At 68.8% G+C, this 23,699-nt stretch carries 20 protein-coding genes and 1 tRNA gene; 17 read left to right on the plus strand and 4 right to left on the minus strand.

All coding sequences use genetic code 11. From position 1 onward, the window contains the following. Positions 1-70 precede the first annotated feature (70 nt). The 14 genes from kdpF (at position 71) to JNB_RS02265 (ending at position 14,717) form a co-directional block, all read left to right on the plus strand. Positions 71-169, plus strand: coding sequence for a K(+)-transporting ATPase subunit F (gene kdpF, locus JNB_RS21235; protein ID WP_148232287.1), 99 nt, complete (start codon positions 71-73; stop codon positions 167-169). After that, positions 169-1,818, plus strand: coding sequence for a potassium-transporting ATPase subunit KdpA (gene kdpA, locus JNB_RS02205; RefSeq protein WP_009774764.1), 1,650 nt, complete (start codon positions 169-171; stop codon positions 1,816-1,818). Before kdpF ends, kdpA begins: the two co-directional genes overlap by 1 nt. Beyond that, complete coding sequence (gene kdpB, locus JNB_RS02210; protein ID WP_009774765.1) at positions 1,815-3,845, plus strand: potassium-transporting ATPase subunit KdpB; 2,031 nt, start codon at positions 1,815-1,817, stop codon at positions 3,843-3,845. The genes kdpA and kdpB overlap by 4 nt, the downstream gene beginning before the upstream one ends. 5 nt (positions 3,846-3,850) lie before the next feature. Continuing rightward, complete coding sequence (gene kdpC / locus JNB_RS02215) at positions 3,851-4,411, plus strand: K(+)-transporting ATPase subunit C (RefSeq protein WP_040883503.1); 561 nt, start codon at positions 3,851-3,853, stop codon at positions 4,409-4,411. 16 nt (positions 4,412-4,427) lie between these two features. Beyond that, positions 4,428-6,953 (plus strand): DUF4118 domain-containing protein, encoded by a 2,526-nt coding sequence (locus JNB_RS02220; RefSeq protein WP_040883505.1) that lies wholly within the window; start codon positions 4,428-4,430, stop codon positions 6,951-6,953. Continuing rightward, positions 6,950-7,660 (plus strand): response regulator transcription factor, encoded by a 711-nt coding sequence (locus JNB_RS02225; RefSeq protein ID WP_040884107.1) that lies wholly within the window; start codon positions 6,950-6,952, stop codon positions 7,658-7,660. Before JNB_RS02220 ends, JNB_RS02225 begins: the two co-directional genes overlap by 4 nt. A 10-nt stretch (positions 7,661-7,670) precedes the next feature. Next, positions 7,671-8,717 (plus strand): chorismate-binding protein, encoded by a 1,047-nt coding sequence (locus JNB_RS02230; protein WP_009774769.1) that lies wholly within the window; start codon positions 7,671-7,673, stop codon positions 8,715-8,717. After that, positions 8,714-9,562 carry an aminotransferase class IV gene (locus JNB_RS02235; protein WP_009774770.1) on the plus strand — a complete coding sequence of 283 codons (849 nt, stop codon included), beginning with the start codon at positions 8,714-8,716 and terminating at the stop codon, positions 9,560-9,562. The genes JNB_RS02230 and JNB_RS02235 overlap by 4 nt, the downstream gene beginning before the upstream one ends. Further along, entirely contained in the window at positions 9,559-10,041 is a 483-nt protein-coding gene (locus tag JNB_RS02240) for a TIGR02611 family protein (RefSeq protein WP_237700590.1), read from the plus strand. Before JNB_RS02235 ends, JNB_RS02240 begins: the two co-directional genes overlap by 4 nt. Before the next feature lie 81 nt (positions 10,042-10,122). Then, positions 10,123-10,196 (plus strand) — tRNA-Val (locus tag JNB_RS02245). Between the two features lie 169 nt (positions 10,197-10,365). Then, on the plus strand, positions 10,366-10,815 hold the full coding sequence (locus JNB_RS02250; protein ID WP_009774772.1) for a hypothetical protein: 450 nt from the start codon (positions 10,366-10,368) through the stop codon (positions 10,813-10,815). Positions 10,816-10,915: 100 nt separating this feature from the next. Then, the gene (locus JNB_RS02255; protein ID WP_009774773.1) at positions 10,916-12,307 is read left to right on the plus strand and encodes an FAD-binding oxidoreductase; all 1,392 of its coding nucleotides are present in this window, start codon (positions 10,916-10,918) and stop codon (positions 12,305-12,307) included. Further along, positions 12,304-13,587 carry a cyclopropane-fatty-acyl-phospholipid synthase family protein gene (locus JNB_RS02260; protein WP_009774774.1) on the plus strand — a complete coding sequence of 428 codons (1,284 nt, stop codon included), beginning with the start codon at positions 12,304-12,306 and terminating at the stop codon, positions 13,585-13,587. Before JNB_RS02255 ends, JNB_RS02260 begins: the two co-directional genes overlap by 4 nt. Beyond that, positions 13,584-14,717 carry an NAD(P)/FAD-dependent oxidoreductase gene (locus tag JNB_RS02265; RefSeq protein WP_040884110.1) on the plus strand — a complete coding sequence of 378 codons (1,134 nt, stop codon included), beginning with the start codon at positions 13,584-13,586 and terminating at the stop codon, positions 14,715-14,717. The genes JNB_RS02260 and JNB_RS02265 overlap by 4 nt, the downstream gene beginning before the upstream one ends. 13 nt (positions 14,718-14,730) lie before the next feature. Here the strand turns inward: JNB_RS02265 and JNB_RS02270 are convergent, their stop codons facing one another. From JNB_RS02270 to JNB_RS02280, 3 genes are read right to left on the minus strand one after another with little or no spacing between them, the layout of a single operon-like run. After that, positions 14,731-15,366, minus strand: coding sequence for a bifunctional 2-polyprenyl-6-hydroxyphenol methylase/3-demethylubiquinol 3-O-methyltransferase UbiG (locus tag JNB_RS02270; RefSeq protein ID WP_158306115.1), 636 nt, complete (start codon positions 15,364-15,366; stop codon positions 14,731-14,733). Further along, positions 15,363-17,303: an acyl-CoA dehydrogenase gene (locus tag JNB_RS02275; RefSeq protein ID WP_040883508.1), complete on the minus strand. Its 1,941-nt coding sequence runs from the start codon at positions 17,301-17,303 to the stop codon at positions 15,363-15,365. The genes JNB_RS02270 and JNB_RS02275 overlap by 4 nt, the downstream gene beginning before the upstream one ends. Positions 17,304-17,305: 2 nt before the next feature. After that, positions 17,306-18,085: a TetR family transcriptional regulator gene (locus JNB_RS02280; RefSeq protein ID WP_009774778.1), complete on the minus strand. Its 780-nt coding sequence runs from the start codon at positions 18,083-18,085 to the stop codon at positions 17,306-17,308. Positions 18,086-18,197: 112 nt separating this feature from the next. Here JNB_RS02280 and JNB_RS02285 point away from each other — a divergent pair, with 112 nt between their 5' ends. Genes JNB_RS02285 through JNB_RS02295 form a run of 3 tightly spaced genes read left to right on the plus strand, consistent with a single transcriptional unit; the run spans position 18,198 to position 21,698 of the window. Then, positions 18,198-19,487: an acetyl-CoA C-acetyltransferase gene (locus tag JNB_RS02285; RefSeq protein WP_009774779.1), complete on the plus strand. Its 1,290-nt coding sequence runs from the start codon at positions 18,198-18,200 to the stop codon at positions 19,485-19,487. 4 nt (positions 19,488-19,491) lie between these two features. Next, positions 19,492-20,829, plus strand: a complete 1,338-nt coding sequence (locus tag JNB_RS02290; RefSeq protein ID WP_009774780.1) for a 3-oxoacyl-ACP reductase — start codon at positions 19,492-19,494, stop codon at positions 20,827-20,829. After that, positions 20,829-21,698, plus strand: coding sequence for a MaoC/PaaZ C-terminal domain-containing protein (locus JNB_RS02295; RefSeq protein WP_009774781.1), 870 nt, complete (start codon positions 20,829-20,831; stop codon positions 21,696-21,698). Before JNB_RS02290 ends, JNB_RS02295 begins: the two co-directional genes overlap by 1 nt. A gap of 102 nt (positions 21,699-21,800) precedes the next feature. Here JNB_RS02295 and JNB_RS02300 read toward each other — a convergent pair whose 3' ends face one another. Next, positions 21,801-23,687, minus strand: a complete 1,887-nt coding sequence (locus JNB_RS02300) for a S9 family peptidase (RefSeq protein WP_040883510.1) — start codon at positions 23,685-23,687, stop codon at positions 21,801-21,803. Positions 23,688-23,699 lie beyond the last annotated feature (12 nt).

The raw sequence follows: 23,699 nt of genomic DNA on the forward strand, positions 1-23,699 counted from the left end.
CCGCCGTCAAGAAGTCGTCAACACCTGTCAGGGAGTCGTCAAGGACCGCGCTCCCGTCGTGGACGAGTCGTTGACTGCAGACGTGATCGAAAATCTCATCGGCGCCATCGCCGGCATCGCAGTCCTTGCCTACCTCGTGTACGCCCTCATCCGACCGGACAAGTTCTGATGAGCGACAGCGTGAGCGGCCTGCTCACCCTCGGCGTGCTCATCGCCCTGCTCGTCGGCGTCGGGCTTCCGCTCGGTGCCTGGCTCGCGAAGACCCTCACCGACACCGCCCACTGGCGGGTGGAGCGCGCGGTCTACCGACTCGTGCGCGTCGATGCCTCGTCGGAGCAGGGCTGGAAGTCCTACGCCGCGAGCGTCATCGCTTTCTCGCTCATGGGCATTGCCATCCTGTTCGCCCTCATCACGACCCAGGCCCACCTGCCCCTCTCGCAGGGAACCGGCGGGATGTTCTGGCACACCGCGCTCAACACGTCCGTGTCATTCGTGACGAACACGAACTGGCAGTCGTATGCCGGTGAGGCCGGTGTCGGTCCGCTCGTCCAGACCGCAGGGCTCACCGTTCAGAACTTCGTCTCAGCCGCCGTCGGCATCGCCGTGGCCGGTGCGCTCATGCGGGCGATCGCGCGCTCGAACGCCACGCAGATCGGCAACTTCTGGGTCGACCTCACCCGCATCATCACGCGTGTCCTCGCGCCGGGGGCCGTCGTGGCGGCTGTTGTCCTCCTCTTCGCGGGTGTCATCCAGAACCTTCGCTCGCCGATGACGGTCCTCACCCTCGACGGTGCGGAGCAGGTCATCCGAGGTGGGCTCGTCGCCTCTCAGGAGGCCATCAAGGAGCTCGGCACCAACGGTGGTGGCTACTTCAACGCCAACTCGGCGCACCCGTTCGAGAACCCCACGCCCTTCACGAACCTCTTCGAGATCTTCCTGCTGCTCATCATCCCGTTCGCCCTGACCCGGGCATTCGGCATCATCGTCGGCGACCGACGCCAGGGTTGGGCCCTCGGCGCCTTCGCAGGGGTCCTCTGGCTCGGGAGCGTCGCGCTGACGACCTGGGCCGAGGTGTCCGCGTCCTCGGGTGCGGCTGGCTCGATGGAGGGCAAGGAGGTGCGCTTCGGCCTCTGGGGGTCGACGATCTTCGCGGCCTCGACCACGGGGACGTCCACGGGCGCGGTCAACTCCCTGCACGAGAGCTACAGCCCACTCGGCGGTGGAGTTCTCATCGGCAACATGGTGCTCGGTGAGGTGTCGCCGGGTGGTGTCGGCTCGGGGCTCTACGGGATCCTCATCATCGCGATCCTGTCCGTGTTCGTCGCCGGCCTCATGGTCGGTCGCACCCCGGAGTACCTCGGCAAGACCATTGGTCGCCGCGAGATCACCTGTGCTGCCCTCTACTCGCTCGTGATGCCGGTGCTCGTCCTCGGCTTCACCGGTGCGTCGCTCGCCCTGAGCGGGCCGCGCGACATGATGAGCGCCAGCGGGCCACACGGTCTCTCTGAGGTCCTCTACGCCTACGCCTCGGCCGCCAACAACAACGGCAGCGCCTTCGCGGGTCTGGGCGCCGACAACCCCTGGTACAACCTCACGCTCGCTGTCTGCATGCTGCTCGGACGCTTCCTGCCGATGCTGCTCGTGCTCCGTCTCGCCGGCCTGCTCGTGGAGCAGAAGAAGCGGCCGGACACGGCAGGCACCATGCCCACCCACACGCCGCTGTTCGTCGGCCTGCTGCTCGGCATCGCCATCATCCTCGCCGGGCTGACGTTCTTCCCGGCACTCGCACTCGGTCCCCTCGCGGAGGCACTCGCATGAACACCGCAACACTCGTCACCGTCGTTCCCCAGGCCTTCCTCAAGCTCGATCCCCGCCACGTGTGGCGGTCGCCGGTGATCTTCGTCGTCTGGGTCGGATCGGTACTCACGACGGCCCTGGCTCTCGTCGACCCCAGCATCTTCGCCTGGTCGATCGCCGTGTGGCTCTGGGCCACCGTCCTGTTCGCCAACGCGGCCGAGGCCGTCGCCGAAGGACGGGGCAAGGCACAGGCCGCCAGCCTGCGTGCCTCGAAGCGGGACGCCGTGGCCCGCCGCCTCACGTCCTCCGGCGAGGAGAGGGTCTCGGGCAGCGAGCTCCGCATCGGCGACGAGGTCGTCGTCGAGGCGGGCGAAGTCATCCCCGGCGACGGCGACGTCGTCCAGGGTGTCGCGACGGTCGACGAGTCGGCCATCACGGGGGAGTCCGCCCCGGTCATCCGCGAGTCCGGGGGTGACCGCAGCGCCGTCACCGGTGGCACGACGGTCCTCTCCGACCGCATCGTCGTCCGGATCACGACCAAGCCGGGGGAGAGCTTCATCGACCGGATGATCGCCCTCGTCGAGGGGGCCGAACGTCAGAAGACGCCCAACGAGGTCGCGCTGACGATCCTCCTCACGACGCTGACCGTCATCTTCCTGGCCAGTGTCATGGCCATTCAGCCCTTCGCCGCGTACTCCGGTGCGCTGCAACCGGTCGTCGTGCTCGTCGCCCTCCTCGTCTGCCTCATTCCGACGACCATCGGCGCTCTGCTCTCCGCCATCGGCATCGCGGGCATGGACCGCCTCGTGCAGCGCAACGTCCTCGCCATGTCGGGTCGCGCGGTCGAGGCGGCTGGTGACGTGTCGACGCTCCTGCTCGACAAGACGGGCACGATCACCTTTGGCAACCGACAGGCCCGCGACATCGTGGCGGTCCCCGGATCGCATTTCGCCGCAATGTCGCTCACCGAGGCGACGCTCTTGTCCTCGTTGGCGGACCAGACGCCGGAGGGCCGGTCCATCGTCGACCTCTGTCGCGTCGACGGGCAGGTCGACGACGACCGCACGGCAGAGTCGCTCACCCGTGAAGGCGCTGTCTTCCACGAGTTCACGGCGACCACCCGCATGAGTGGCGTCGACCTTCCGGACGGCACGCAGGTCCGCAAGGGCGCCTCGTCCGCGGTCGCGCTCTGGGTCACGGAACAGGGCGGTGCGGTGCCCCAGGCGGTCGGCGCTCTCGTCGACGGCATCTCCGAGCAGGGCGGCACACCGCTGGTCGTCGCCCTCGCACGACCCGGCGACCTCGCCCAGGCCATCGGCGTCATCCACCTCAAGGACGTGGTCAAGCCCGGCATGAAGGAGCGCTTCGACACTCTGCGTGCCATGGGAATCCGCACGGTGATGATCACCGGTGACAACCCGAGGACCGCCGCGGTCATCGCCCGCGAAGCAGGAGTTGACGACTTCCTCGCCGAGGCGACTCCCGAGGACAAGATGCGGCTCATCAAGACCGAGCAGGAGGGCGGTCGGCTCGTCGCCATGACAGGTGACGGCACCAACGACGCCCCCGCGTTGGCCCAGGCCGACGTCGGTGTCGCCATGAACACCGGCACGTCGGCAGCCAAGGAGGCCGGCAACATGGTCGACCTCGACTCCGACCCGACGAAGCTCATCGAGATCGTCGAGATCGGCAAGCAGCTGCTCATCACTCGCGGCGCGCTCACGACGTTCTCGATCGCCAACGACATCGCGAAGTACTTCGCGATCATCCCGGCGATGTTCGTCGTGCTCTTCCCCGGCCTCGACGCGCTCAACATCATGCACCTGAGCTCGCCGAAGAGCGCCATGCTCTCCGCCGTCATCTTCAACGCGCTCATCATCATCGCCCTGATCCCCCTGGCGCTCAGGGGAGTTCGCTACCGGCCCTCCAGTGCGGCGGCCCTCCTGCGGCGCAACATCCTCGTCTACGGGATCGGTGGCGTCATCGTGCCGTTCATCGGCATCAAGCTCATCGACCTCGTCGTCTCGCTCCTCCCCGGAATGAAGTGATTGCCATGTCTCCCGTCCGTCAGCTCCTCGCCTCGTTGCGCATGATGCTCGTCCTCACGTTGGCCCTCGGCGTGGTCTTCCCCGCCCTCGTCTGGGGTGTCGGCCGCGCAGTGGCCGGTGACCAGGCCGCAGGCTCACTCGTCCACCGCGACGGTGCCGTCGTCGGCTCCAGCCTGCTCGGTCAGGCGGTCAAGGATCCGGCCCTGTTCCACCCCCGCCCGTCGACGAGCGAGTATGCCGGCGACACCAGTGGTGGTTCCAACCTCGCCGAGTCGTCGGCGGACCAGGCCACAGCGATCGCCGAGCGGCGGACGGCATACGCCGACATCGCCGAAGGCCAGCCCACGGCAGACGCGCTGACCGCGTCAGCCAGCGGGCTCGACCCCGACATCAGTCCGGAGTTCGCCCGGGCACAGGTGGCGAGGGTTGCCGCGGCGACCGGTCTCGACGCCACCCGGGTGGCGCAGCTCGTCCGGGAACACACCACGGGACGACAGCTGGGATTCCTCGGCGAACCGCGCGTCAACGTCCTCGAGCTCAACCTCGCGGTCGACGCGCTCCGCTGACAGGCACAATCAACCCATGACCAGAGGAGTGCTGCGCGTCTACCTCGGGAGCGCGCCCGGTGTCGGCAAGACCGTCGCCATGCTCTCCGAGGCGCAGCGCCGCATCGAGCGAGGCACCGACGTCGTCATCGGGGTGTGCGAGTCGCACGGCCGTCCCTTCACCGTCTCCATGATGGCCGACGTGGAGAAGGTGCCGATGCGGCACCTCGAGCACCGAGGTGCCACGCTCACCGAACTCGACGTTCCCGCGGTTCTGGCGCGGCGTCCCGAGGTCGTCCTCGTCGACGAGCTGGCCCATACGAATGCGCCCGGCTCCCGGCACGAGAAGCGCTGGCAGGACGTCGAAGAGCTGCTCGATGCCGGGATCGACGTCATCTCGACGGTCAACATCCAGCACTTGGAGTCACTCAACGACGTCGTCGAGTCCATCACTGGTGTCAGACAGCTCGAGACGGTGCCGGACGAGTTCGTCCGGGCGGCTGACCAGGTCGAACTGGTCGACATGTCGCCAGAAGCGTTGCGACGACGACTCGCCCACGGCAACGTGTATGCCGCGGAGAAGGTTGATGCGGCACTGGCCAACTACTTCCGGGTCGGCAACCTGTCGGCGCTGCGCGAACTGTCGCTCCTGTGGGTGGCCGACCGGGTCGAGGAGGGTCTGACCCGCTATCGCGCGGACCAGGGCATCACGCAGTCGTGGCCGACCCGTGAGCGCGTCGTCGTGGCCCTCACCGGCGGGCCCGAGGGTCGGACGTTGCTGCGACGCGGCGCCCAGATCGCCTCGCGGGGCTCGGGCGGTGAGCTCATCGCCGTCCACGTGACCCGGTCCGACGGGCTCGTGTCGGCCGAGATCGACGAGATGGAGGCGTTGCGGCGCCTCACGGGAGAGCTCGGCGGAACGTTCCAGACGGTCAAGGGCGACGACACGGCCCAGGCGATCCTCGCGTTCGCCCGCGGCGTGAACGCGCGGCAGGTCGTCCTCGGAGCCTCACGGCGCAAGCGGTGGCAGGAGCTGTTCAGCCCTGGCGTCGGACAGCGGGTCGTCGAGGAGTCCGGCGACGTCGATGTGCAGCTCGTGACCCACGACTGGACGCGTTCGGTGCGGGCGCCCCTGCGCATCGGGCCCGAGCTCGGTCGACGCCGGACCCTCTCAGGTTGGGCCCTGGCCACCGCAGGAACCCTCGGGTTGACGTGGGTCCTCAACGTCACCGGCCAGTGGCACGACCTGCCCCTCGAGGTTCTCCTCTTCCTCCTCCTGACGGTGTGCGCGGCCGTGGTCGGCGGGCTGTGGCCGGCCCTCGCGGCGGCTGTCCTGTCGAGCCTGTGCATCAACTGGTACTTCACCGAGCCCAAGCACACCCTGACCATCTCGGATCCGCAGAACCTCGTGGCGCTGCTCGTGTTCCTCGGGGTCGCCGTGGCCGTGGCTTCGGTCGTGCACCTCAGTGAACGCCGCGCCGCGGCGGCCCGCGCCGCCCAACGAGAAGCCGCGGCCCTCGCCTCATCTGCCGAGTCCTTGCTCGGTGAGGAGGACCAGCTGCGTGCGCTGCTCGTGCAGGCCGTGGAGTTCTTCGGGCTCGAGTCGGCAGCGGTCTTGTCACGCGCGAGCGTCCGCCAGGAATGGGCCGTCGTGGGCGCGACAGAGGACTTCGACGTCGAGAAGGTGCGGGGCGCGTCGGTGCAGGCCAGCATCGATGACGAGAACTCCCTCGTGCTCATCGGGGGAGTCCTCACCGGCGACGACCGTCGGCTGGTCTCGGCCTTCACCACCCGGGCCGAGGCGATCCTGCACCGCGCCGTCCTCGTCCGCGAGGCAGCGCGCGCCAAGTCCCTCGCCAAGGACAACCGTGCCCGCACAGCCCTGCTCGCCGCCGTGTCCCACGACCTGCGTACACCGCTGGCCTCGATCAAGGCGGCGGCATCGAGCCTGCGCGCCAGCGACGTCGAGTTCAGCGAGGCCGATCGCGAAGCCCTGCTCGAGACCATCGAGGAGTCCTCGGACACCCTCACCGGCCTGGTCGCCAACCTGCTCGACATGTCCCGTCTGCAGAGCGGTGCTGTCGCTCCCCGCCTCGAGGCGTTGCACGTCGCCGAGGTCGTGGCCGACGCAGCCGAGCACCTCACGACCACGGGACGGCTCCGATCGACCGCCGCCGTGGACACTCCGCTCATCGAGGCCGACCGGGGTCTGTTGGAGCGCGTTCTCGTCAACGTCATCGAGAACGCGCACCGCCACTCGTCGGGTGAGGTCGTCGTGACGGCCGCGGCGATGGCCGAGCGGATCCAGCTGCGGATCGTGGATCGCGGCCCCGGGGTGCCTCGGGACGCCAAGGAGTCGATCTTCGCTCCCTTCCAGCGTTTCGGTGATGCACCACAGCGCAACGGCCTTGGCCTGGGACTGGCCGTGGCGCGTGGTCTCATGGAGGCCATGAACGGGACGATCACGGCCGAGGACACCCCAGGTGGTGGCCTGACGATCGTGATCGAGCTGCCTCGGCTCGAGCCGGCCCGCAACATCGCGGCCAGGAAGACGTGGTCATGAGCCGGATCCTCGTCGTCGACGACGAGCCACACCTCGTCCGCACCCTCGCCATCAACCTGCGCGCCCGCGACTACGAGGTCGAGACGGCCGGTGATGGACGGTCCGCTCTGCAGGCGGTGCACGACCAGCTGCCCGACCTCGTGATCCTCGACCTCGGCCTGCCCGACATCGACGGTGTCGACGTCCTGCGCCGGATCCGCGAGACGTCCCAGACTCCCGTGATCGTCCTGTCCGCGAGGGCCGACTCCATCGACAAGGTCGAGGCGCTCGACCTCGGTGCCGACGACTACGTCACCAAGCCCTTTGCCGTCGATGAGCTCCTGGCCCGGATCCGGGTGGCCCTGCGGCGAACCCAGGACGAGTCGACGCCTCCTCTCGCTGCTTTCGAGACGCAGCACTTCGTCCTCGACTTCACCGAGCGGCGGGCGGTCGTCGCGGGTGAGGTCGTGCGCCTCACTCCCACCGAGTGGAGCCTGCTCGAGGTCCTGGCCCGGCACACGGGGCACCTCGTCCCGCAGAAGGACCTGTTGCGTGAGGTGTGGGGGCCGCACTACGGCCGCGAGTCGAACTACCTCCGGGTCTATGCCAACCAGCTGCGGCGCAAGCTCGAGCCGGACCCGTCCGAGCCGCGCTACCTCCTCACTGAGCCCGGCCAGGGATATCGCCTGATGGGTGACGGGTCCACCGATGCGGTGGGCACCCCCTAGCATCGACCGCGTGGCATGGGCGAGGTTCAGCTCCCTCGATGGGGGAGTCATCGAGGGCAGTGGCGTCGAGGCCGTCACTCATGACATCGATGACCTCACTGCTGGTTTCTGGGCCGTCACCGTCACCTTCGAGGGTGACCTCACCGCCGTCCGACTGTCCGAGGTCTCGCGTCGTGGCGCTGGGTCGCCGTCGGAGCGGGTCGAGGCCACCTGGCCGGGAGTCGAAGGCGAGTGGACCAACAGCCTGGGCGACACGGCATACGTCGAAGGTGTTGAAGAGATCCGAGAGCGGATCGCGCGCGGCACGGTCTACCAGGTCAACCTCTGTCGCGTTCTGAGTGCCGCAGTGGGGGACGCGAGCATCCGGGCACTGGGCGACGTTCTCGCACAGGGCAATCCGGCTCCGTATGCCGCGACGATCGACATCCCTGAGGCCGGGCTCGAGATCGCGTGTGCGTCGCCGGAGGCTTATCTCGTGCGACGAGGGAACACCGTGACGTCGAGTCCGATCAAGGGGACGGCCGCGACGGCGCGGGAGATGCTGCCCAAGGACTTTGCGGAGAACGTCATGATCGTGGATCTCGTCCGCAACGACCTCCAGCACGTATGCCGTCCGGGCACCGTTCGTGTCGACGACCTGTGTCGCATGGAGCAGCACCCCGGGCTGGTGCACCTCGTCTCGGACGTGACCGGGGAGCTGCGGGAGGGTGCGACGTGGCGCGAGCTGCTCGACGCGTCGTTCCCGCCAGGGTCGGTCTCCGGCACTCCCAAGCACACTGCGCTACAGACGATCTCCGACCTCGAACCCGTTGCGCGTGGGCCCTATTGCGGAGCCATCGGCTGGATCGACACCGACCGCGACGAGGCTCTGTTGGCCGTGGGCATCCGGACGTTCTGGGTGGAGCGGGACGCGTCCGGGAAGCGGACGCTGCGGTTCGGGACGGGTGCCGGGATCACGTGGGGCTCGGATCCGCAGGGTGAGCTGCACGAGACCGAGCTCAAGGCATCGCGACTCGTGTCTCTCGCGCGCGGCTCATCTGGAAGGGTAGGAGCATGAATGCGATCCAGGTGTGGGTGGATGGTCAGATCGTCGATGCGGACGTGCCCTCGGTGCGCGCGCTCGACCACGGGGTGACCGTCGGGGACGGTGCTTTCGAGACGTGCAAGATCGTGCGCGGCGAGGCGTTTGCGCTGACCCGCCACATGCGACGGCTCGGACGGACCCTGGCCGGGCTCGGACTGCCCCCGGTCGACGAGGCACGGGTGCGTGAGGGGATCGCTGCCGTCCTCGGGGCCGGGGAGCCCATCGAGTTCGGGCGCGTGCGCATCACCGTCACGGGCGGCGCTGGCCCACTCAGCTCGGACCGCAACGACTCACCGGCCACCATCATCGTGGCGACCACGCCGTCGAAGCCGCACGCACCGTCGGCCGCCGTCGTGACGGTCCCGTGGGTGCGCAACGAACGCGCAGCGACTGCCGGCCTCAAGACGACGTCGTATGCCGAGAACGTCATCGCGGTCACTCACGCCCGCTCCTTGGGCGCCGAGGAGGCGCTGCTCGCGAACACGCGAGGGGAGCTGTGCGAGGGCACCGCATCGAACGTCTTCGTCGTGACCGACGGCGTCCTGCGCACCCCGCCCCTCGACAGCGGATGCCTGGCCGGCATCACTCGCGAGCTGGCGATCGAGTGGTGCCGCGCAGCGGGGATCGAGGTCGTCGAGGAGGTCCTGCCGTTCGACGTGCTCCGGACCGCCGACGAGGTCATCATCAGCAACTCCTCGCGCGACATGCAGGGCGTGCACCTGGTCGATGACCGTGCCCTGGTCGCGCCCGGTCCGGTCACCGCACGGGTCGTCGACGTGTGGCGTACGGCCGAGGCTGATCTCGGGATCGACCCGTGAGCCAGTCGCCTGTGTCGGGGGAGTCCCGCGAGGCCCGCGCCGCCAAGGAGAACCTCGACGGCGATGCCCTCATCGACTCCGACGAGGACGACTGGGCGTGGCGGCAACGCCTCCGCGCCAACCCGACGACGGCCAAGGTCTATCGGGTGGGGGTCTTTCTGCTCGGGCTCGTCATCGTCGTCGTCGGTCTGTTGCTCATCCCGTTCCCCGGCCCCGGCTGGCTCATCGTCATCGCCGGCCTCGCGATCTGGGCGACGGAGTTCGAGAAGGCGCAACGCGTCCTCGAGTTCGTCAAGAGCAAGCTGCGCATCTGGGAGGAATGGGTCAAGCGGCAGAACCTGTTGGTCAAGGGCCTCGTCGGCATCGTGGGAGTCGCCTTCATCGCGACCGTGCTGTGGTTGACGTTCCACTTCTCCGGCATCCCCGGCTTCTTCCCGGACGGCCTCACGAACTGGATGAGGACCACCGCCAGGATCTGAGTCGTCTCGGCGTTTCGGACCCTGATTTCGTCGGGGGAGAGGCGCCGGGTATTCTCGTCCAGCCCGCTCACCAGCGGGCCCGGACGTGTAGCTCAGCTGGTTAGAGCGCTCGCCTCACACGCGAGAGGTCAGGGGTTCGAGTCCCTTCACGTCCACCCACGAAAGTCCCCGTCGCTGGCGCGACGGGGACTTTTTCGTGGGCGGACGTGTTGGGGCCCGCCGAGCATGGCAGGCGGTAAACGGGTGCTGGAACGTGTCCGTCACGCTTGGCACTGTCGGCGGTCGCTTCGTTTGCCGCCTGTCGTGCACGCCTAGGATCGGGCGATGGACCTGCTGGGGCAGCTCGAGGGCACGTGGCACATCGTCGCGACGACGTTTCCGATGTGGCTGAGTGGCAAGCGGACGAGTCCGACGTTCACCTACGCGCGGCGAGGCGACGCCCTTGAGGACGATGTCGCGTTCCAGTCGGGCGGGAGGACCAAGCACATCCGCGGTATCGACACCCCGACCGGGCCGACGTCGTTCGAGTGGCGTGGCAACGGTCTGCTCAAGGTGTTGAGCAGCCGCTGGCAGGTCACCCACCTCGCCGACGACCGCTCGTGCGCGATCATCACCTTCGACAAGACGCTCTTCACCCCGGCAGGCGTGGACGTCATCTCCCGCAGTGCGGCTCCGGACGACGCCATGTGGCGTGCCATCGACGAGGAGCTCGCCCGCCAGGGCAACGCTGGCGTCCAGCGACTCACGCCGAACGCGGTCCGGGAACCCAGCTGAGCGGCATACGCCCACGTTTTTGGTCTGTCCGACAAGCTGTCCACTACACAGGGCAGAACCCGCGCGACGAACGTCATACCTGAGGCGTAACGTGCGCGATATGGAGCAAACCCTCCCGGTTTCCACGCACACCGCTGGGGAGCGACGGCTGCTGGACAGCTTCGCCGCCATCCCGCCGACCGAGCGCGTGCGCCTGGCCAAACGCACCTCGAACCTTTTTCGAGAACGCACGCAGACCACGACCCCGGGCCTCGACACCTCCGGCCTGACCGGCGTCCGCGTCGTCGACGTGGGCACCCGGACGGCCGATGTCGACGGCATGTGCACCTACGAGGACCTCGTCGCAGCCACCCTGCCGCTCGGTCTCGCGCCGCTCGTCGTGCCGCAGCTGCGCACCATCACCCTCGGTGGGGCCGTCACCGGGCTCGGCATCGAGTCGTCGTCGTTCCGCAGCGGACTGCCGCATGAGTCGGTCATCGAGATGGACATCCTCACGGGGGCCGGCGAGATCGTCACGGCCCGACCGGACAACGAGCACGCCGACCTCTTCCACGGGTTCCCCAACTCCTACGGGTCCCTCGGCTACGCCACCCGCCTGCGCATCGAGCTCGAACCCGTGAAGACGTTCGTCGCCCTGCGCCACCTCCGCTTCCACGACCTCGCGACCCTGTGCGCGGCGATCGACACCATCGTCGACGCCGCCGCGCACGATGGTGAAGCGGTCGACTACATCGACGGCGTCGTGTTTACCCGCGACGAGGCCTACCTGACCCTGGGTCGGCAGGTCGACGAGCCGCCCGCTGAGGGTCCGAAGCGTCCGAGCGACTACACCGGCCAGCAGATCTTCTATCGCTCGATCCAGCACGGCGGCTCGGCCCCGAAGCGTGACCTGCTCACGACCCTGGACTACCTGTGGCGCTGGGACACCGACTGGTTCTGGTGCTCCCGGGCCTTCGGCGCGCAGAACCCGCGGATTCGACGGCTCTGGCCCAGCAAGTTGCGGCGCTCCAGCGTCTACTGGAAGCTCGTCGCCGTCGACCAGCGTCACGGTGTCTCCGACCGGCTCGAGGCCCGCAAGGGCAACCCTCCACGCGAGCGGGTCGTCCAGGACGTCGAGGTGCCGCTGGAACGCACGGCCGAGTTCCTCGACTGGTTCCTCGACGAGGTCCCGATCGAGCCAATCTGGTTGTGCCCGTTGCGACTTCGCGGCGACACGACGTGGGGCCTCTATCCCCTGCGGCCGCGTCACACCTACGTCAACGTTGGCTTCTGGTCCACCGTCCCGGGTGGTCAACCGGGCGAGACGAACCGTGCCATCGAGCGCCGCGTCGACGAGCTGGACGGCCACAAGTCGCTCTACTCCGACTCCTACTACTCCCGCGAGGACTTCGACGCCCTCTACGGCGGCGACGGGTATGCCGCCCTCAAGGACTTTTACGACCCTCTCGGACGTTTTCCCCATCTCTACGACAAGGCGGTGCGACACGCATGAGCAGCACGACCCGTGAGACCCCGACGATTGCTGAACTCGTTGACGCGGCGGTGGAGGGACCCCTCCCGTTGCGCATCACGGCATACGACGGATCGAAGACCGGACCGGACAGCGCGCCGCGCGCACTCCACATCGCGAACCACCGCGCCGTCTCGTACCTTGCGACGGCGCCCGGGGACCTCGGGATGGCTCGGGCCTACACGACCGGCGACCTCATCGTCGAAGGCGTGCACCCGGGCAACCCCTACGACGCGCTCGTCGATCTGGAGCGGCTGCACTTCCGCCGCCCCGACCCCCGGCTCGTCCTCGATCTCGCTCGCGTCCTCGGGCCGCGCGGCCTCACTCCGCCGCCGCCCCCTCCGCAGGAGGCGCTGCCACGCTGGCGGCGTGCGACCGAGGGGCTGCGGCACTCGTTCACCCGCGACAAGGAAGCGATCCACCACCACTACGACGTCTCGAACCGCTTCTACGAGCTCGTGCTCGGCCCGTCAATGGCCTACACGTGCGCGGTCTTCCCCGACCACGAGACCGGCCTCGACGACGCCCAGGAAAACAAGTACCGGCTCGTCTTCGACAAGCTCGGACTGAAACCGGGGGACCGGCTCCTCGACATCGGCTGCGGTTGGGGAGGCATGGTTCGGTATGCCGCCCGCCACGGTGTGCATGCCGTCGGCGTCACGCTGTCGAAGGAACAGGCCACCTGGGCGCAGGAGGCCATCGAGCGCGAGGGTCTTGCCGACCTCGCGTCCGTGCGGTTCGACGACTACCGCAACGTCACCGAGACCGGCTTCGACGCCATCTCCTCCATCGGCATCACTGAGCACATCGGCGTGCGCAACTACCCGGCCTACTTCCAGTGGATGCTCGACCACGTCAAGGAGGGCGGGAAGGTGCTCAACCACTGCATCACCCGGCCCGACAACCGGCCGAGGAGCACTGGTGCCTTCATCGACCGCTACATCTTCCCCGACGGAGAGCTGACCGGTTCGGGTCGGATCATCACGACGATGCAGGACACCGGCTTCGAGGTGCTCCACGAGGAGAACCTGCGCGAGCACTACGCCCTGACTCTCGCCGGCTGGTGCGACAACCTCGTCGAGAACTGGAACGAGTGTGTCGAGGAGGTCGGAGAGGCCACCGCCAAGGTCTGGGGTCTCTACCTCGCGGGCTCACGCCGTGGCTTCGAACGCAACGTCGTGCAGCTCCATCAGGTGCTGGCCACCAGGCTCGACCAGTCGAAGCTGCCCAACGTGCCGCTGCGCCCCTGGTGGAAGCCGTGAGTGCCGGCGGGCCCGTCGTCATCGTCGGGGGCGGGCTCGCCGGCGCCACGGCGGCCGAGTCCTTGCGCGAGCGAGGCTTCGAGGGCGAGATCGTGGTCTTCGGTGCTGAGTCGCACCTGCCCTATGAGCGTCCGCCGCTGAGCAAGGCGGTCCTCCTCGGGGACAAGTCGAGCGACGACGCGTTCGTCCACGACGAGGCCTGGTGGCGTGAGCACGACATCGACGTTCGCACGGGTTCGGAGGTGCAGTCGATCGACCTGGCAGGTCGCCGGGTCGTGACGACCAGAGGTGAGCAGCCCTATGAATGGCTGGTGCTCGCGACCGGTTCCGAGCCGCGTCACCTCCGCTTGGCCGACGAGTCGGGCAAGCCCGTGCACTACCTGCGCACGGTGGAGGATTCGCTTGCCCTCAAGGATGCGCTCACCGAAGGCGCGCGCGTCGCGATCGTCGGCGGTGGCTGGATCGGCCTCGAGGTGGCCGCGGCGGCTCGCAAGGTTGGTGCATCGGTGACTGTCCACGAGGGCGCTGATCTGCCGCTGTTCGCCGTGCTCGGACCTGAGGTCGCACAGCACTTCGCCGACCTGCACCGCGACCATGGGGTCGACCTGCGGCTGGGCACACCGGTCACGAGCGAGGACCTCTCCGATGCCGATCTCGTCGTCGTCGGTATCGGGGCGGCGCCGCGGACCGGCCTGGCCGAAGCGGCAGGGCTAGAGGTCGATGACGGTGTTCTCGTGGACGAGCTCCTGCGCACCTCCGACGAGCACGTTCTTGCCATCGGAGACATTGCGAGCCAGCTCCACCCGGTGCTGGGTCGTCGGGTGCGGGTGGAGCACTGGGACAATGCGATCGGTCAGGGCAAGGCGGCGGCAGCCACGATCACGGGCTCGGCCGAGCCCTACGCGACATTGCCCTACTTCTTCACCGACCAGTACGACCTCGGAATGGAGTACTTCGGCAACGTCGGCCCGGACGGCTACGACCGCGTCCAGACCCGTGGCGACTTCAGTGGTCCGTTCCGGGCGTGGTGGATCCGTGATGGCGTCGTCGTCGCCGCAATGCAGGCCAACGACTGGGACGCGAGCGATGCGACGCGCGAGAGCGTCGGTCAGGCCCCGCCGGAAGCCTGACCGCGACCGAACGTCAGCGAGAAGGTGAGGACGCAGCGCTGAGCAGCCACACGGCATACTCGCCGTTTGCCGGATGGAGCTCGTAGCTGCCAGCGCGCAGGTCGACGGTGAGTCCAGCCGCTTCGGCGTCGGCGACGAACTCTTCGGGCGCATACGTCCGGCTGCCCGACGGACCCGCCGTGAGGTGGAAGCCGATGAGGATCCGACCTCCCGGCACCAGGACGTCCCGCAAGGCCGTGAGCGCGCGCCGCTCGGTGTCCTCGGCGAGCAGGATGAAGACGTTGCCGACGGCAACGACGAGGTCGTATGCCGTGGGGCTGCCGTGCGATGTGAGTGCAGCGGGCGTGAGCTCGAGAATGTCGAGCGGTAGCAGCCCGATGCCGGGATAGGTTTCCTCGGCCTGGGCGACGAGCGTCCGATCGGGCTCGATGCCCGTGACGTCGTGTCCTCGGGCGCGCAGGGCAGCTGTGACGCGACCCATGCCAGCGCCAGCGTCGAGGATGCGAGCACGCCTGGGGGACAACGCATCCGCGAGCCGCGCCTCGCCATCGACGTCCCCGCCCCGGGCGACGAGCTCGGCGAAGCGGGGGCCGTAGCCGCGAGTGGCCTCGCCACCCAGCGCCCACCGACTCAGCGGGATCTCGCTCACGCGTCGCGCACGGTCGGCAGGGGGTCGAGCAGCTGCGGCGCGCCCAGCCACGCGTCCGGGATGGCGAACGCGTCAACGAGGGTTCGGGCGTGCGGTGCGAGGTCCTTGCAGAGGACGCCGACGCTGCGAATCACGGCCTTGGAACCGGTCGGGGTGAGCCGCCCGTGCTCGAGGTACCAGGCCCGGTGGCGCTCGACCGTCGAGAGGGCGAAGAGGTCGGTGACGCTGTCGAGCAGGTCCTTGACCGGTCCGTCCTCGCACGCTTCGACCGCCTGTCCGAGGGCTTCGAGGAGCACCCGGTCGATGTGCGCTTCCGCAGCGGCGAGGAGGTGGTCCTGCGCGTTGTTGAAGATCCGGAAGGCGACGTCGGGCTCGGCCTTGGCGGCCTTGCCGAGTCGCAGGGCCACACCCTCGAGGATGTGCTTCTCGCGGTCGACGAAGAGGGAGAGCTGCCGTCCACGGTTGAGGTCGGCCTCGTCGGAGTCGTCGCTCGGCGCGCGGGACTTGAGTCGCGCGATGAGTCCGGCGGCGGGGGTCTTCTCGAGGATCGACGACGCGGTGAAGCGGGAGGCGAACGCGATCATCGCCAGGGGCGAGTTGTCCTCGAACGTCTCCTGGAACTCGGTGAGCAGGCCCTTGGCCACGAGCTGGAGGAGGACGGTGTTGTCACCCTCGAAGGTCGTGAAGACGTCGGTGTCGTCCTTGAGCGCGGTGAGCCGGTTGTCGGCCAGGTAGCCGGCGCCGCCACAGGCCTCACGACACATCTGGATCGTGTCCGTGGCGTGCCGCGTGGCGATCGCCTTGATGCCCGCGGCCCGCGCCTCCAGCTCGCGTTGGCCATCCTCCGGAGCATCGCCCTCGTGGCCGGCGACGTCGTGCATCATGACGACGAGCTGGTTCTGGGCGAGCATGAGCGCGTAGCTCTTGGCGATGGCCGGCAGGAGCTTGCGCTGGTGCGCGCGATAGCTCATGAGGGTGACCTCGTCGCCGCCACCCGGCGCGCTGAACTGCCTTCTGTGCAGGGCGTATCGGGTCGCCAGGGTCAGTGCCGACCGGGTTGCCGCACCGGCCCCACCGGCGACGGAGACGCGCCCGCGCACGAGGGTGCCGAGCATCGTGAAGAACCGGCGGGACGAGTTGTCGATGGGGGAGGTGTAGCTGCCGTCCGCCGCGATGTCGCCGTAGCGGTTGAGCAGGTTCCACCGGGGCACGCGCACGTTGTCGAACTCGAGCGTGCCGTTGTCGACGCCGGGCAGCCCGCCCTTGGCGCCGCAGTCGCCGATGGTGACGCCCCGAGCCGGTCCACCCGTCTCGTCGCGGATGGGCACCAGCACGCAGTGGACGCCGTGGCCCTCACCGTCGGCTGTGACCAGCTGCGCGAACACCGCAGCCATGCGTCCGTCGCGAGCAGCGTTGCCGATGTAGTTCTTCTGCGCGCCCGGCGTGGGGGAGTTCACGACGATCTCGTCGGTCGTGGGGTCGTGGGTGGCGGTGGTCTCCAAGTGCTGCACGTTGGAACCGTGGCCGGTCTCGGTCATGGCGAAGCAGCCGAGCAGCGTGCCGTCCAGCATTCCGGGCAGGTATGCCGTGTGGTGCCGTCCCGTGCCCAGGTTGGCAACGGCCCCGCCGAAGAGCCCGAACTGGACCCCGGCCTTGACGAGCAGCGACAGGTCGCCGTGCCCGAGCATCTCGAAGGCAGTGACCGAGGCGCCGAAGTCACCCGTGCCGCCCATGCCCTTCGTGAGCCCGTCGGGCGCGAACGGTTCGCTGGCGAGGGCGAGCAGCTGGCGCTTGGTGTACTCGCGGTGCTCCTCCATGGACAGCGGAGTCGGTGGAGGAGAGAACCGACTTGTGTCCTCGTGGGCGCGAAGGCGCTGCCGCACATGCCCCCATCGTCCGTCGAGGATCTGGGTCAGGGCGGGGGCAAGGTTGTCCACGATCACTCCTTGTCGGGTGTGGGGTCCGTTGTCGGCCAGGCCGAAGAGAGACCGCCCCAGATGAGCTCGGTGAGGTGCTCCTTCAATGTCTCACGCGAGGTGGTCGACGCGGCCGCTCCGGTGCGAAGCCATTCGTCCCCGGCCGCTCGGACCATGCCCACGACGGCCTGACCCCACGTCGCGGCGGGCGCGGTGCTGCGACCGGCGGCTTGGAGGGCGACCGCGATGAGGCTCCCGATCTGCAGGGCCATGGCCTGGCTGACCGTGTTGGCGAGGTCGATCGTCTCGGTGCGCTCCGACGGAGGCACGAGGGGAGCGGCCACGATGAAGCGGTAGACCTCCGGGTCGTGTTCGACGAGGGCAAGGTAGGCGTCGACGGCTGCGGCCAGCAGGTCGCGCGGCGAGGACGTGGGGGAGCCCGTCTCGGCCAGGGGAGCGGTGAAGACTCCGACGTCACCCACGGCCCGGGTGATGTCGCGCAGGATGATCGCGTTGACGCGCTCGGCCACTGCGCCATACAGGCCGGCCCGGTCCGTGAAGTGCCGGTAATAGACGGTCTTGGACGTCCCCGCCACGGTGGCGATGTCGTCCATGCCGACACCGGCCCCGCGGCTACGGATGGCACGGAGCGTCGCCTCGACGAGTTCCGTGCGGCGCTTGGCGCGGTGCTGGTCCCAGCGGCTGCTGCGTCCGTCCACGGCGACGTCACCGGCAGTGTCGTCGTCAGACGTCGTGCTGTCGGTGTTGGCCGTCTCGCTCGCGGAGCCCGTGGTGCTGGTCACAGATCGGACCGTAGCAGGTGGAGCGAGGTACCTGCTACCGTCAGTACCGGATATGTGTCGCGTCCCACGTGACCCGCTTCGTCCCCTCCAATACAGACTTCAGGAGCCCACGGTGACCTCAACCAGTCCCCGCCGCGCAGCCATCCTCGGCGGCAACCGCATTCCGTTCGCCCGCCAGTTCGGGCCCTATGCGAACGCGTCGAACCAGGACATGTTCACGGCAGCCCTCGAGGGCCTCGTCGCCCGTCACGGCCTCGGCGGAGAGCGCCTCGGTGAGGTCGTCGGTGGTGCGGTCATCAAGCACTCGCGCGACTTCAACCTCACCCGCGAGGCAGTCCTCGGTTCGAGCCTCGCGCCCGAGACCACGGCCTACGACGTGCAGCAGGCCTGCGGCACCGGCCTCGAGAACGCGATCCTCGTCTCCAACAAGATCAAGCTCGGCCAGATCGAGTCCGGCATCGCCGGTGGTGTCGACACCGCCTCGGACGCGCCGATCATGGTGACCGAGAAGCTGCGCCGCAAGCTGCTCAAGATCAACCGCGCCAAGTCCACCGTCGACATGGCCAAGGCTGCTCTCCACATCCGCCCCGGCGACATCGGTATCGAGACCCCGGCCAACACCGAGCCGCGCACCGGCCTCTCCATGGGTGACCACATGGCCATCACGGCCAAGAAGTGGGGCATCACCCGCGAGGCCCAGGACCAGCTCGCCGCAGCCAGCCACCAGAACCTTGCCGCGGCATACGACCGTGGTTTCTTCGACGACCTCATGACGTCCTACCTCGGCCTCGCCAAGGACCAGAACCTGCGCGCCGACTCCACCGTCGAGAAGCTCGCCAAGCTCAAGCCGGTCTTCGGCAAGGGTGAGGGCGCGACGATGACGGCCGGCAACTCGACGCCGCTCACCGACGGCGCCTCTGCCGTGCTGCTCGGCAGCGAGGAGTGGGCCGCTGCGCACAACCTGCCGGTCCAGGCCTACTTGGTCGACGGCGAGGTCGCCGCGGTGGACTACGTCCACGGCGACGAGGGCCTGCTCATGGCTCCGGCGTATGCCGTGCCGCGCCTTCTCGCGCGACAGGGACTCACGCTCCAGGACTTCGACTACTACGAGATCCACGAGGCCTTTGCCTCGACCGTGCTCTCGACCATGAAGGCCTGGGAGGACGAGGAGTTCTGCACCGAGCGTCTCGGCCTCGAGAAGCCGCTCGGCTCGATCGACCGCAGCAAGCTCAACGTCAACGGTTCGTCGCTCGCCGCGGGCCACCCGTTTGCCGCGACCGGAGGCCGCATCGTGGCCTCGCTCGCCAAGATGCTCCACGAGAAGGGCCCGGGCAGCCGCGGTCTCATCTCCATCTGCGCTGCCGGTGGGCAGGGCGTCGTCGCGATCCTCGAAGGAGCCTGAATTCATGGCGTTCAACTACGGACAGTTCGTCAGCGGTGGCGTGGGCAAGCAGCTCGCCACGACGTTGGGCCTGCCCCGGCCGAGTCGGCTTCGTCGGCACAAGGTGGGCGGCTCGCTCATCACCGGTGAGGTGCTCGTCGCCGGACACGGTGACGCTCCCGTCGCCGAGCGCGTGCGCCACCTGCTCGCCGAGGCCGGCGTCCAGGTCGCCTCGCAGCCGTCGACCTCGGTCGCCGGTGTCGTCCTCGACCTGACGGCGATCGAGACCCCGGCAGACCTCGAGACCCTGCGCGGTGTCGTCGGGCCGGCGCTCAAGACCCTGGCTCCGACCGGTCGCATCATCGTCATCGGCCGCCCGCCCGAGTCCGCGACGTCCGTGGCCCAGGCCGCGGCCCGTCGTGCGATCGAGGGTGTCGTCCGCTCCATCGGCAAGGAGATGCGCGGTGGCGGCACCGCCAACACCGTCCTCGTCGCCGAGGGTGCCGATGCCGGTGTCGACGCGACGGTGCGCTTCCTGCTCTCCGGTCGCTCGGCCTACGTGTCGGCGCAGGTCTTCCACGTCGCCAAGCCGGTCGCCGACATCGTCGCGCCGGCCGACTGGGACCAGCCGCTCGCCGGCAAGGTCGCCATCGTCACCGGCGCTGCTCGCGGCATCGGCGCGGCCATCGCCGAGACCCTGGCCCGTGACGGCGCGACCATCGTCGCCGTCGACATCCCGGCCGCCGGTGGACCACTCGCCGAGGTCGCCAACAAGCTCGGTGGCTCGGCCCTGCAGGTCGACGTCACCGCCGAGGACGCCGGCGCCAAGATCGTCGCGCACGCCAAGGCGCGCCACGGCGGCTTCGACATCGTCGTGCACAATGCCGGCATCACCCGCGACAAGCTGCTCGCCAACACCGAGGCCGACCGCTGGGACTCCGTCCTCCAGGTCAACCTCCTGTCGATCCTGCGGATGAACGAAGCGCTCATCCCCGCGATCAACGACGGCGGACACATCGTCAACGTCTCCTCGATCGCCGGCATCGCAGGCAACCGTGGTCAGACCAACTATGCCGCCTCCAAGGCGGGCGTCATCGGCATGACCCAGTCGCTCGCTGCGGACAAGGCGATCCTCGAGAAGGGCATCACCGTCAACGCGGTGGCACCCGGCTTCATCGAGACCGAGATGACCGCCAAGATCCCGCTCGCCACGCGCGAGATCGGGCGCTTGACGAACTCGTTGCAGCAGGGCGGTCTGCCCATCGACGTCGCCGAGACCATCGGCTACTTCGCCTGGGACGCCAACCGCGCCGTGACCGGCAATGTCGTGCGGGTCTGCGGCCAGATGATCCTGGGGGCCTGATGGCCCAGCAGGAGACGTTCAGTTCTGCGCCGTCCTTGGCGAAGGTGTTCGTGAAGGCAGCAATCGCGGGCAAGAAGTCCGGCGGTGCGCTGCCCACGAGTGAGCTCGTCCTCACCGGGCACAAGGTCGGGCGTGAGCACCTCATGGACTACCAGCGGCTGTGTGGGTTCGGCGTCGATGACGTTCTCCCGCACACCTACCCGCACATCCTCGGGTTCCCGCTGCAGGCCGAGCTCATGGCGCGCAAGGCCTTCCCGTTACCGCTCGTCGGGCTGGTCCACGTCGAGAACACCATCACCGTGCGACGGACCGTCACGGTCGACGACGTCCTCGACATCGCTGTCCACGCCGAGAACCTGCGCGACCACCCCAAGGGTCGTCAGGTCGATCTCGTCACCGAGGTGAGCGTCGATGGGGAGTCGGTGTGGAGCGGTCGCTCGACCTACCTCGCCCGCGGCAAGGGCAACCCCGACGCCGAGCGTGGCGTCGAGGCACCAGCCATCCCCAAGGGTGTTGCTGCCGCCCAGTGGTCGCTCCCTGGTGACCTCGGCCGGCAGTATGCCGCGATCTCCGGTGACGTGAACCCCATCCACATGCACTCACTCACGGCCAGGGCGATGGGCTTCCCCGCCGCCATCGCGCACGGCATGTGGACCTCCGCCAGGGTGCTTGGCGCCCTGGGTCGCTCCGTCAACGGGCCGAGCACGTCCCACGTGTGGTTCAAGAAGCCGGTGCTCCTGCCGGGCAAGGTCGACTTCGTCATCGAGAGTGACTCAGCCCGCAAGCGCCTTGTGGTGGCGGGTCTGCGCTCGACGCGCAAGCCCGAGACCGAGCACCTCGTCCTCACCCTCGAGACCCCCACGCACTGACCGAGCACCACCTTCGACTTCGTGCCCCGGACGGACAGGGACGGACGGCCTTCGGCCGGCCGGACCAGGTCCGTCCGGGGCACGAAGTCGGTTCGGGGCGCGTCAGCTGGGGGCCGGCGTGAAACCGAGGACTCGGCCGTAGAACTCCAGCTCTCTGGTCAGTGAGTCCTCGATCGCCGAGGCGGCACGGAACCCGTGACCCTCGTCCGGATAGATGACGAGGTCCACCTCTCCGCCAGCGGCACGCATCCCCGCAGCCATGGCCTCGGCCTGCGCCTGGGGCACGACCTCGTCGATCCCGCCTTGGAGCAGCAGGACCGCACCACGGACCTGGTCAGCGTGGTGCACGGGGGAGCGGTCGACGTAGGTCTCCTTGTCCGCCGGATAGGGACCGATGAGGCGATCGAGATAGCGCGACTCGAACTTGTGCGTGTCGGTCGCCAACGCCTCGAGGTCTGCCACACCGAAATAGCTCGTGCCTGCAGCGAACGCGTCACTCGTGGTGAGTGCCCGCAACACGGAGTAGCCGCCGGCACTCCCGCCACGGATCGCGAGCCGGTCGCCGTCGACGTGCCCGGCCTCGGCCAGGGAGCGCGCGCCCGTGACGATGTCGTCGATGTCGATGACTCCCCACTGTCCAAGGAGCCGGTCGCGATAGGCCCGCCCGTGTCCCGTGCTCCCTGAGTGGTTGACGTCGAGGATGGCGAAGCCGCGCGTCGTCCAGAAGGCGCGAGCGAGCTGCAGACCCGCCTCCGCACGGCTCGTCGGTCCGCCGTGGACGAACACGAGGAGCGGCGGCAGCTCCCCGTCAGGGCCTGCTGCCTCGGGGTGCGTCGGCGGCAGGAACACCCCGTGCACGTCCTGGCCTGCGCTGTTGGTCCAGGTCCACGGCTGCGCCGTGCTGGCGTATGCCGGGTCGAGACCTTCGTCGCGACTGCGCCGAAGCGTGGTGAAGGGGCCGTCCACCGGCCCGCGCACGATCGAGGGAAGCTCCGAGAGGGTGCCGACGCGGACGACGATCTCGTCGCCCACGGCCTGGAGCTGGTCGAACTGGACGCCCTCGAGCTCCACGTCAACGGTCTCGCCGGACGAGGGGTCGAGCACGCCGAGCCGTCCCACGCCGTCGGCCCACCAGTGGACGAGCACTCGTCCGTCCGCCAGCAGGGCGAAGTCGCTCATACCGAGGACCCACTGCGGGAGCATGAAGTCCGCCGCCGCCGCGTGAACCGCCACGACGCCAGCACCGCTGTCCCGCTTGAGGTTCCACCATCCGGAATCGTCCGAGACGAACCAGAGCGAGCCGTCCGCGCCGAACCGGGGCTGACCGACCGAGATGTCCTCGCGTCCCTCGACGACCGTCCACTCGAGCGGTCCGTCATCGACGAGAGCCGCGCGGCGCAGGGTGGTCGTGTCCCACGGCATGTTGGGGTGCTCCCACGTCACCACCGCGACCTGCGACCCGTCCGTTGACAATGCAGGGCGACCCACGAAGTCCGAGCCTTCCCACAGCACGACGCCACCCTCAGCGTTGTCGCCGTCGAGGTCCAGCCGGACGAGCGTGTTGACAGCGTCACCGGCGCCGGAGTGGTCCTCGCGCACGGCGAGCACGAACCCGTCGCCGAGCACCAGCCCGCCGTAGCGGAACCCACCCGTCGGCGTGATGGCCCGCAGCGAACCGTCCGACTCCACGACCTGCACGACGAGGTCGGGCATCGTCGTGACGACCACGGTTCCGGACCGGACGGCATACGCCCCTCCGCCGTACTCGTGGACCCGGGAACGGACGTTGACGCCCTCGCCGACCACGTCCTCCACGACGCCGGACGCACCCAGGTGGCGGACCAGAACCACGCGCCCGTCCTCCCAGGGGCGGGACTCGAGCCAGTAAGTGTCGGGCCCATCGACGCGGACCTCGTCGAGGCCCCGCGTGGCGGCGGTGAGGGAACTGGGGGACAGGGGAGACGGCCAGGAGCCGAACGGCGAACTCATGACCGCCACGCT

Source organism: Janibacter sp. HTCC2649, assembly GCF_000152705.1.
In the GTDB taxonomy this organism is placed as follows: domain Bacteria; phylum Actinomycetota; class Actinomycetes; order Actinomycetales; family Dermatophilaceae; genus Knoellia.

What these genes read in the sequence shown, in the direction of transcription:
- kdpA (WP_009774764.1), top strand. Translation starts at nt 169, where the DNA reads ATGAGCGACAGCGTGAGCGGCCTGCTCACCCTCGGCGTGCTCATCGCC.
- JNB_RS02300 (WP_040883510.1), bottom strand. Translation starts at nt 23,687, where the DNA reads ATGAGTTCGCCGTTCGGCTCCTGGCCGTCTCCCCTGTCCCCCAGTTCC.
- JNB_RS02255 (WP_009774773.1), top strand. Translation starts at nt 10,916, where the DNA reads ATGGAGCAAACCCTCCCGGTTTCCACGCACACCGCTGGGGAGCGACGG.
- JNB_RS02220 (WP_040883505.1), top strand. Translation starts at nt 4,428, where the DNA reads ATGACCAGAGGAGTGCTGCGCGTCTACCTCGGGAGCGCGCCCGGTGTC.
- JNB_RS02250 (WP_009774772.1), top strand. Translation starts at nt 10,366, where the DNA reads ATGGACCTGCTGGGGCAGCTCGAGGGCACGTGGCACATCGTCGCGACG.
- JNB_RS02290 (WP_009774780.1), top strand. Translation starts at nt 19,492, where the DNA reads ATGGCGTTCAACTACGGACAGTTCGTCAGCGGTGGCGTGGGCAAGCAG.
- kdpB (WP_009774765.1), top strand. Translation starts at nt 1,815, where the DNA reads ATGAACACCGCAACACTCGTCACCGTCGTTCCCCAGGCCTTCCTCAAG.
- JNB_RS02295 (WP_009774781.1), top strand. Translation starts at nt 20,829, where the DNA reads ATGGCCCAGCAGGAGACGTTCAGTTCTGCGCCGTCCTTGGCGAAGGTG.
- JNB_RS02235 (WP_009774770.1), top strand. Translation starts at nt 8,714, where the DNA reads ATGAATGCGATCCAGGTGTGGGTGGATGGTCAGATCGTCGATGCGGAC.
- kdpC (WP_040883503.1), top strand. Translation starts at nt 3,851, where the DNA reads ATGTCTCCCGTCCGTCAGCTCCTCGCCTCGTTGCGCATGATGCTCGTC.
- JNB_RS02225 (WP_040884107.1), top strand. Translation starts at nt 6,950, where the DNA reads ATGAGCCGGATCCTCGTCGTCGACGACGAGCCACACCTCGTCCGCACC.
- JNB_RS02260 (WP_009774774.1), top strand. Translation starts at nt 12,304, where the DNA reads ATGAGCAGCACGACCCGTGAGACCCCGACGATTGCTGAACTCGTTGAC.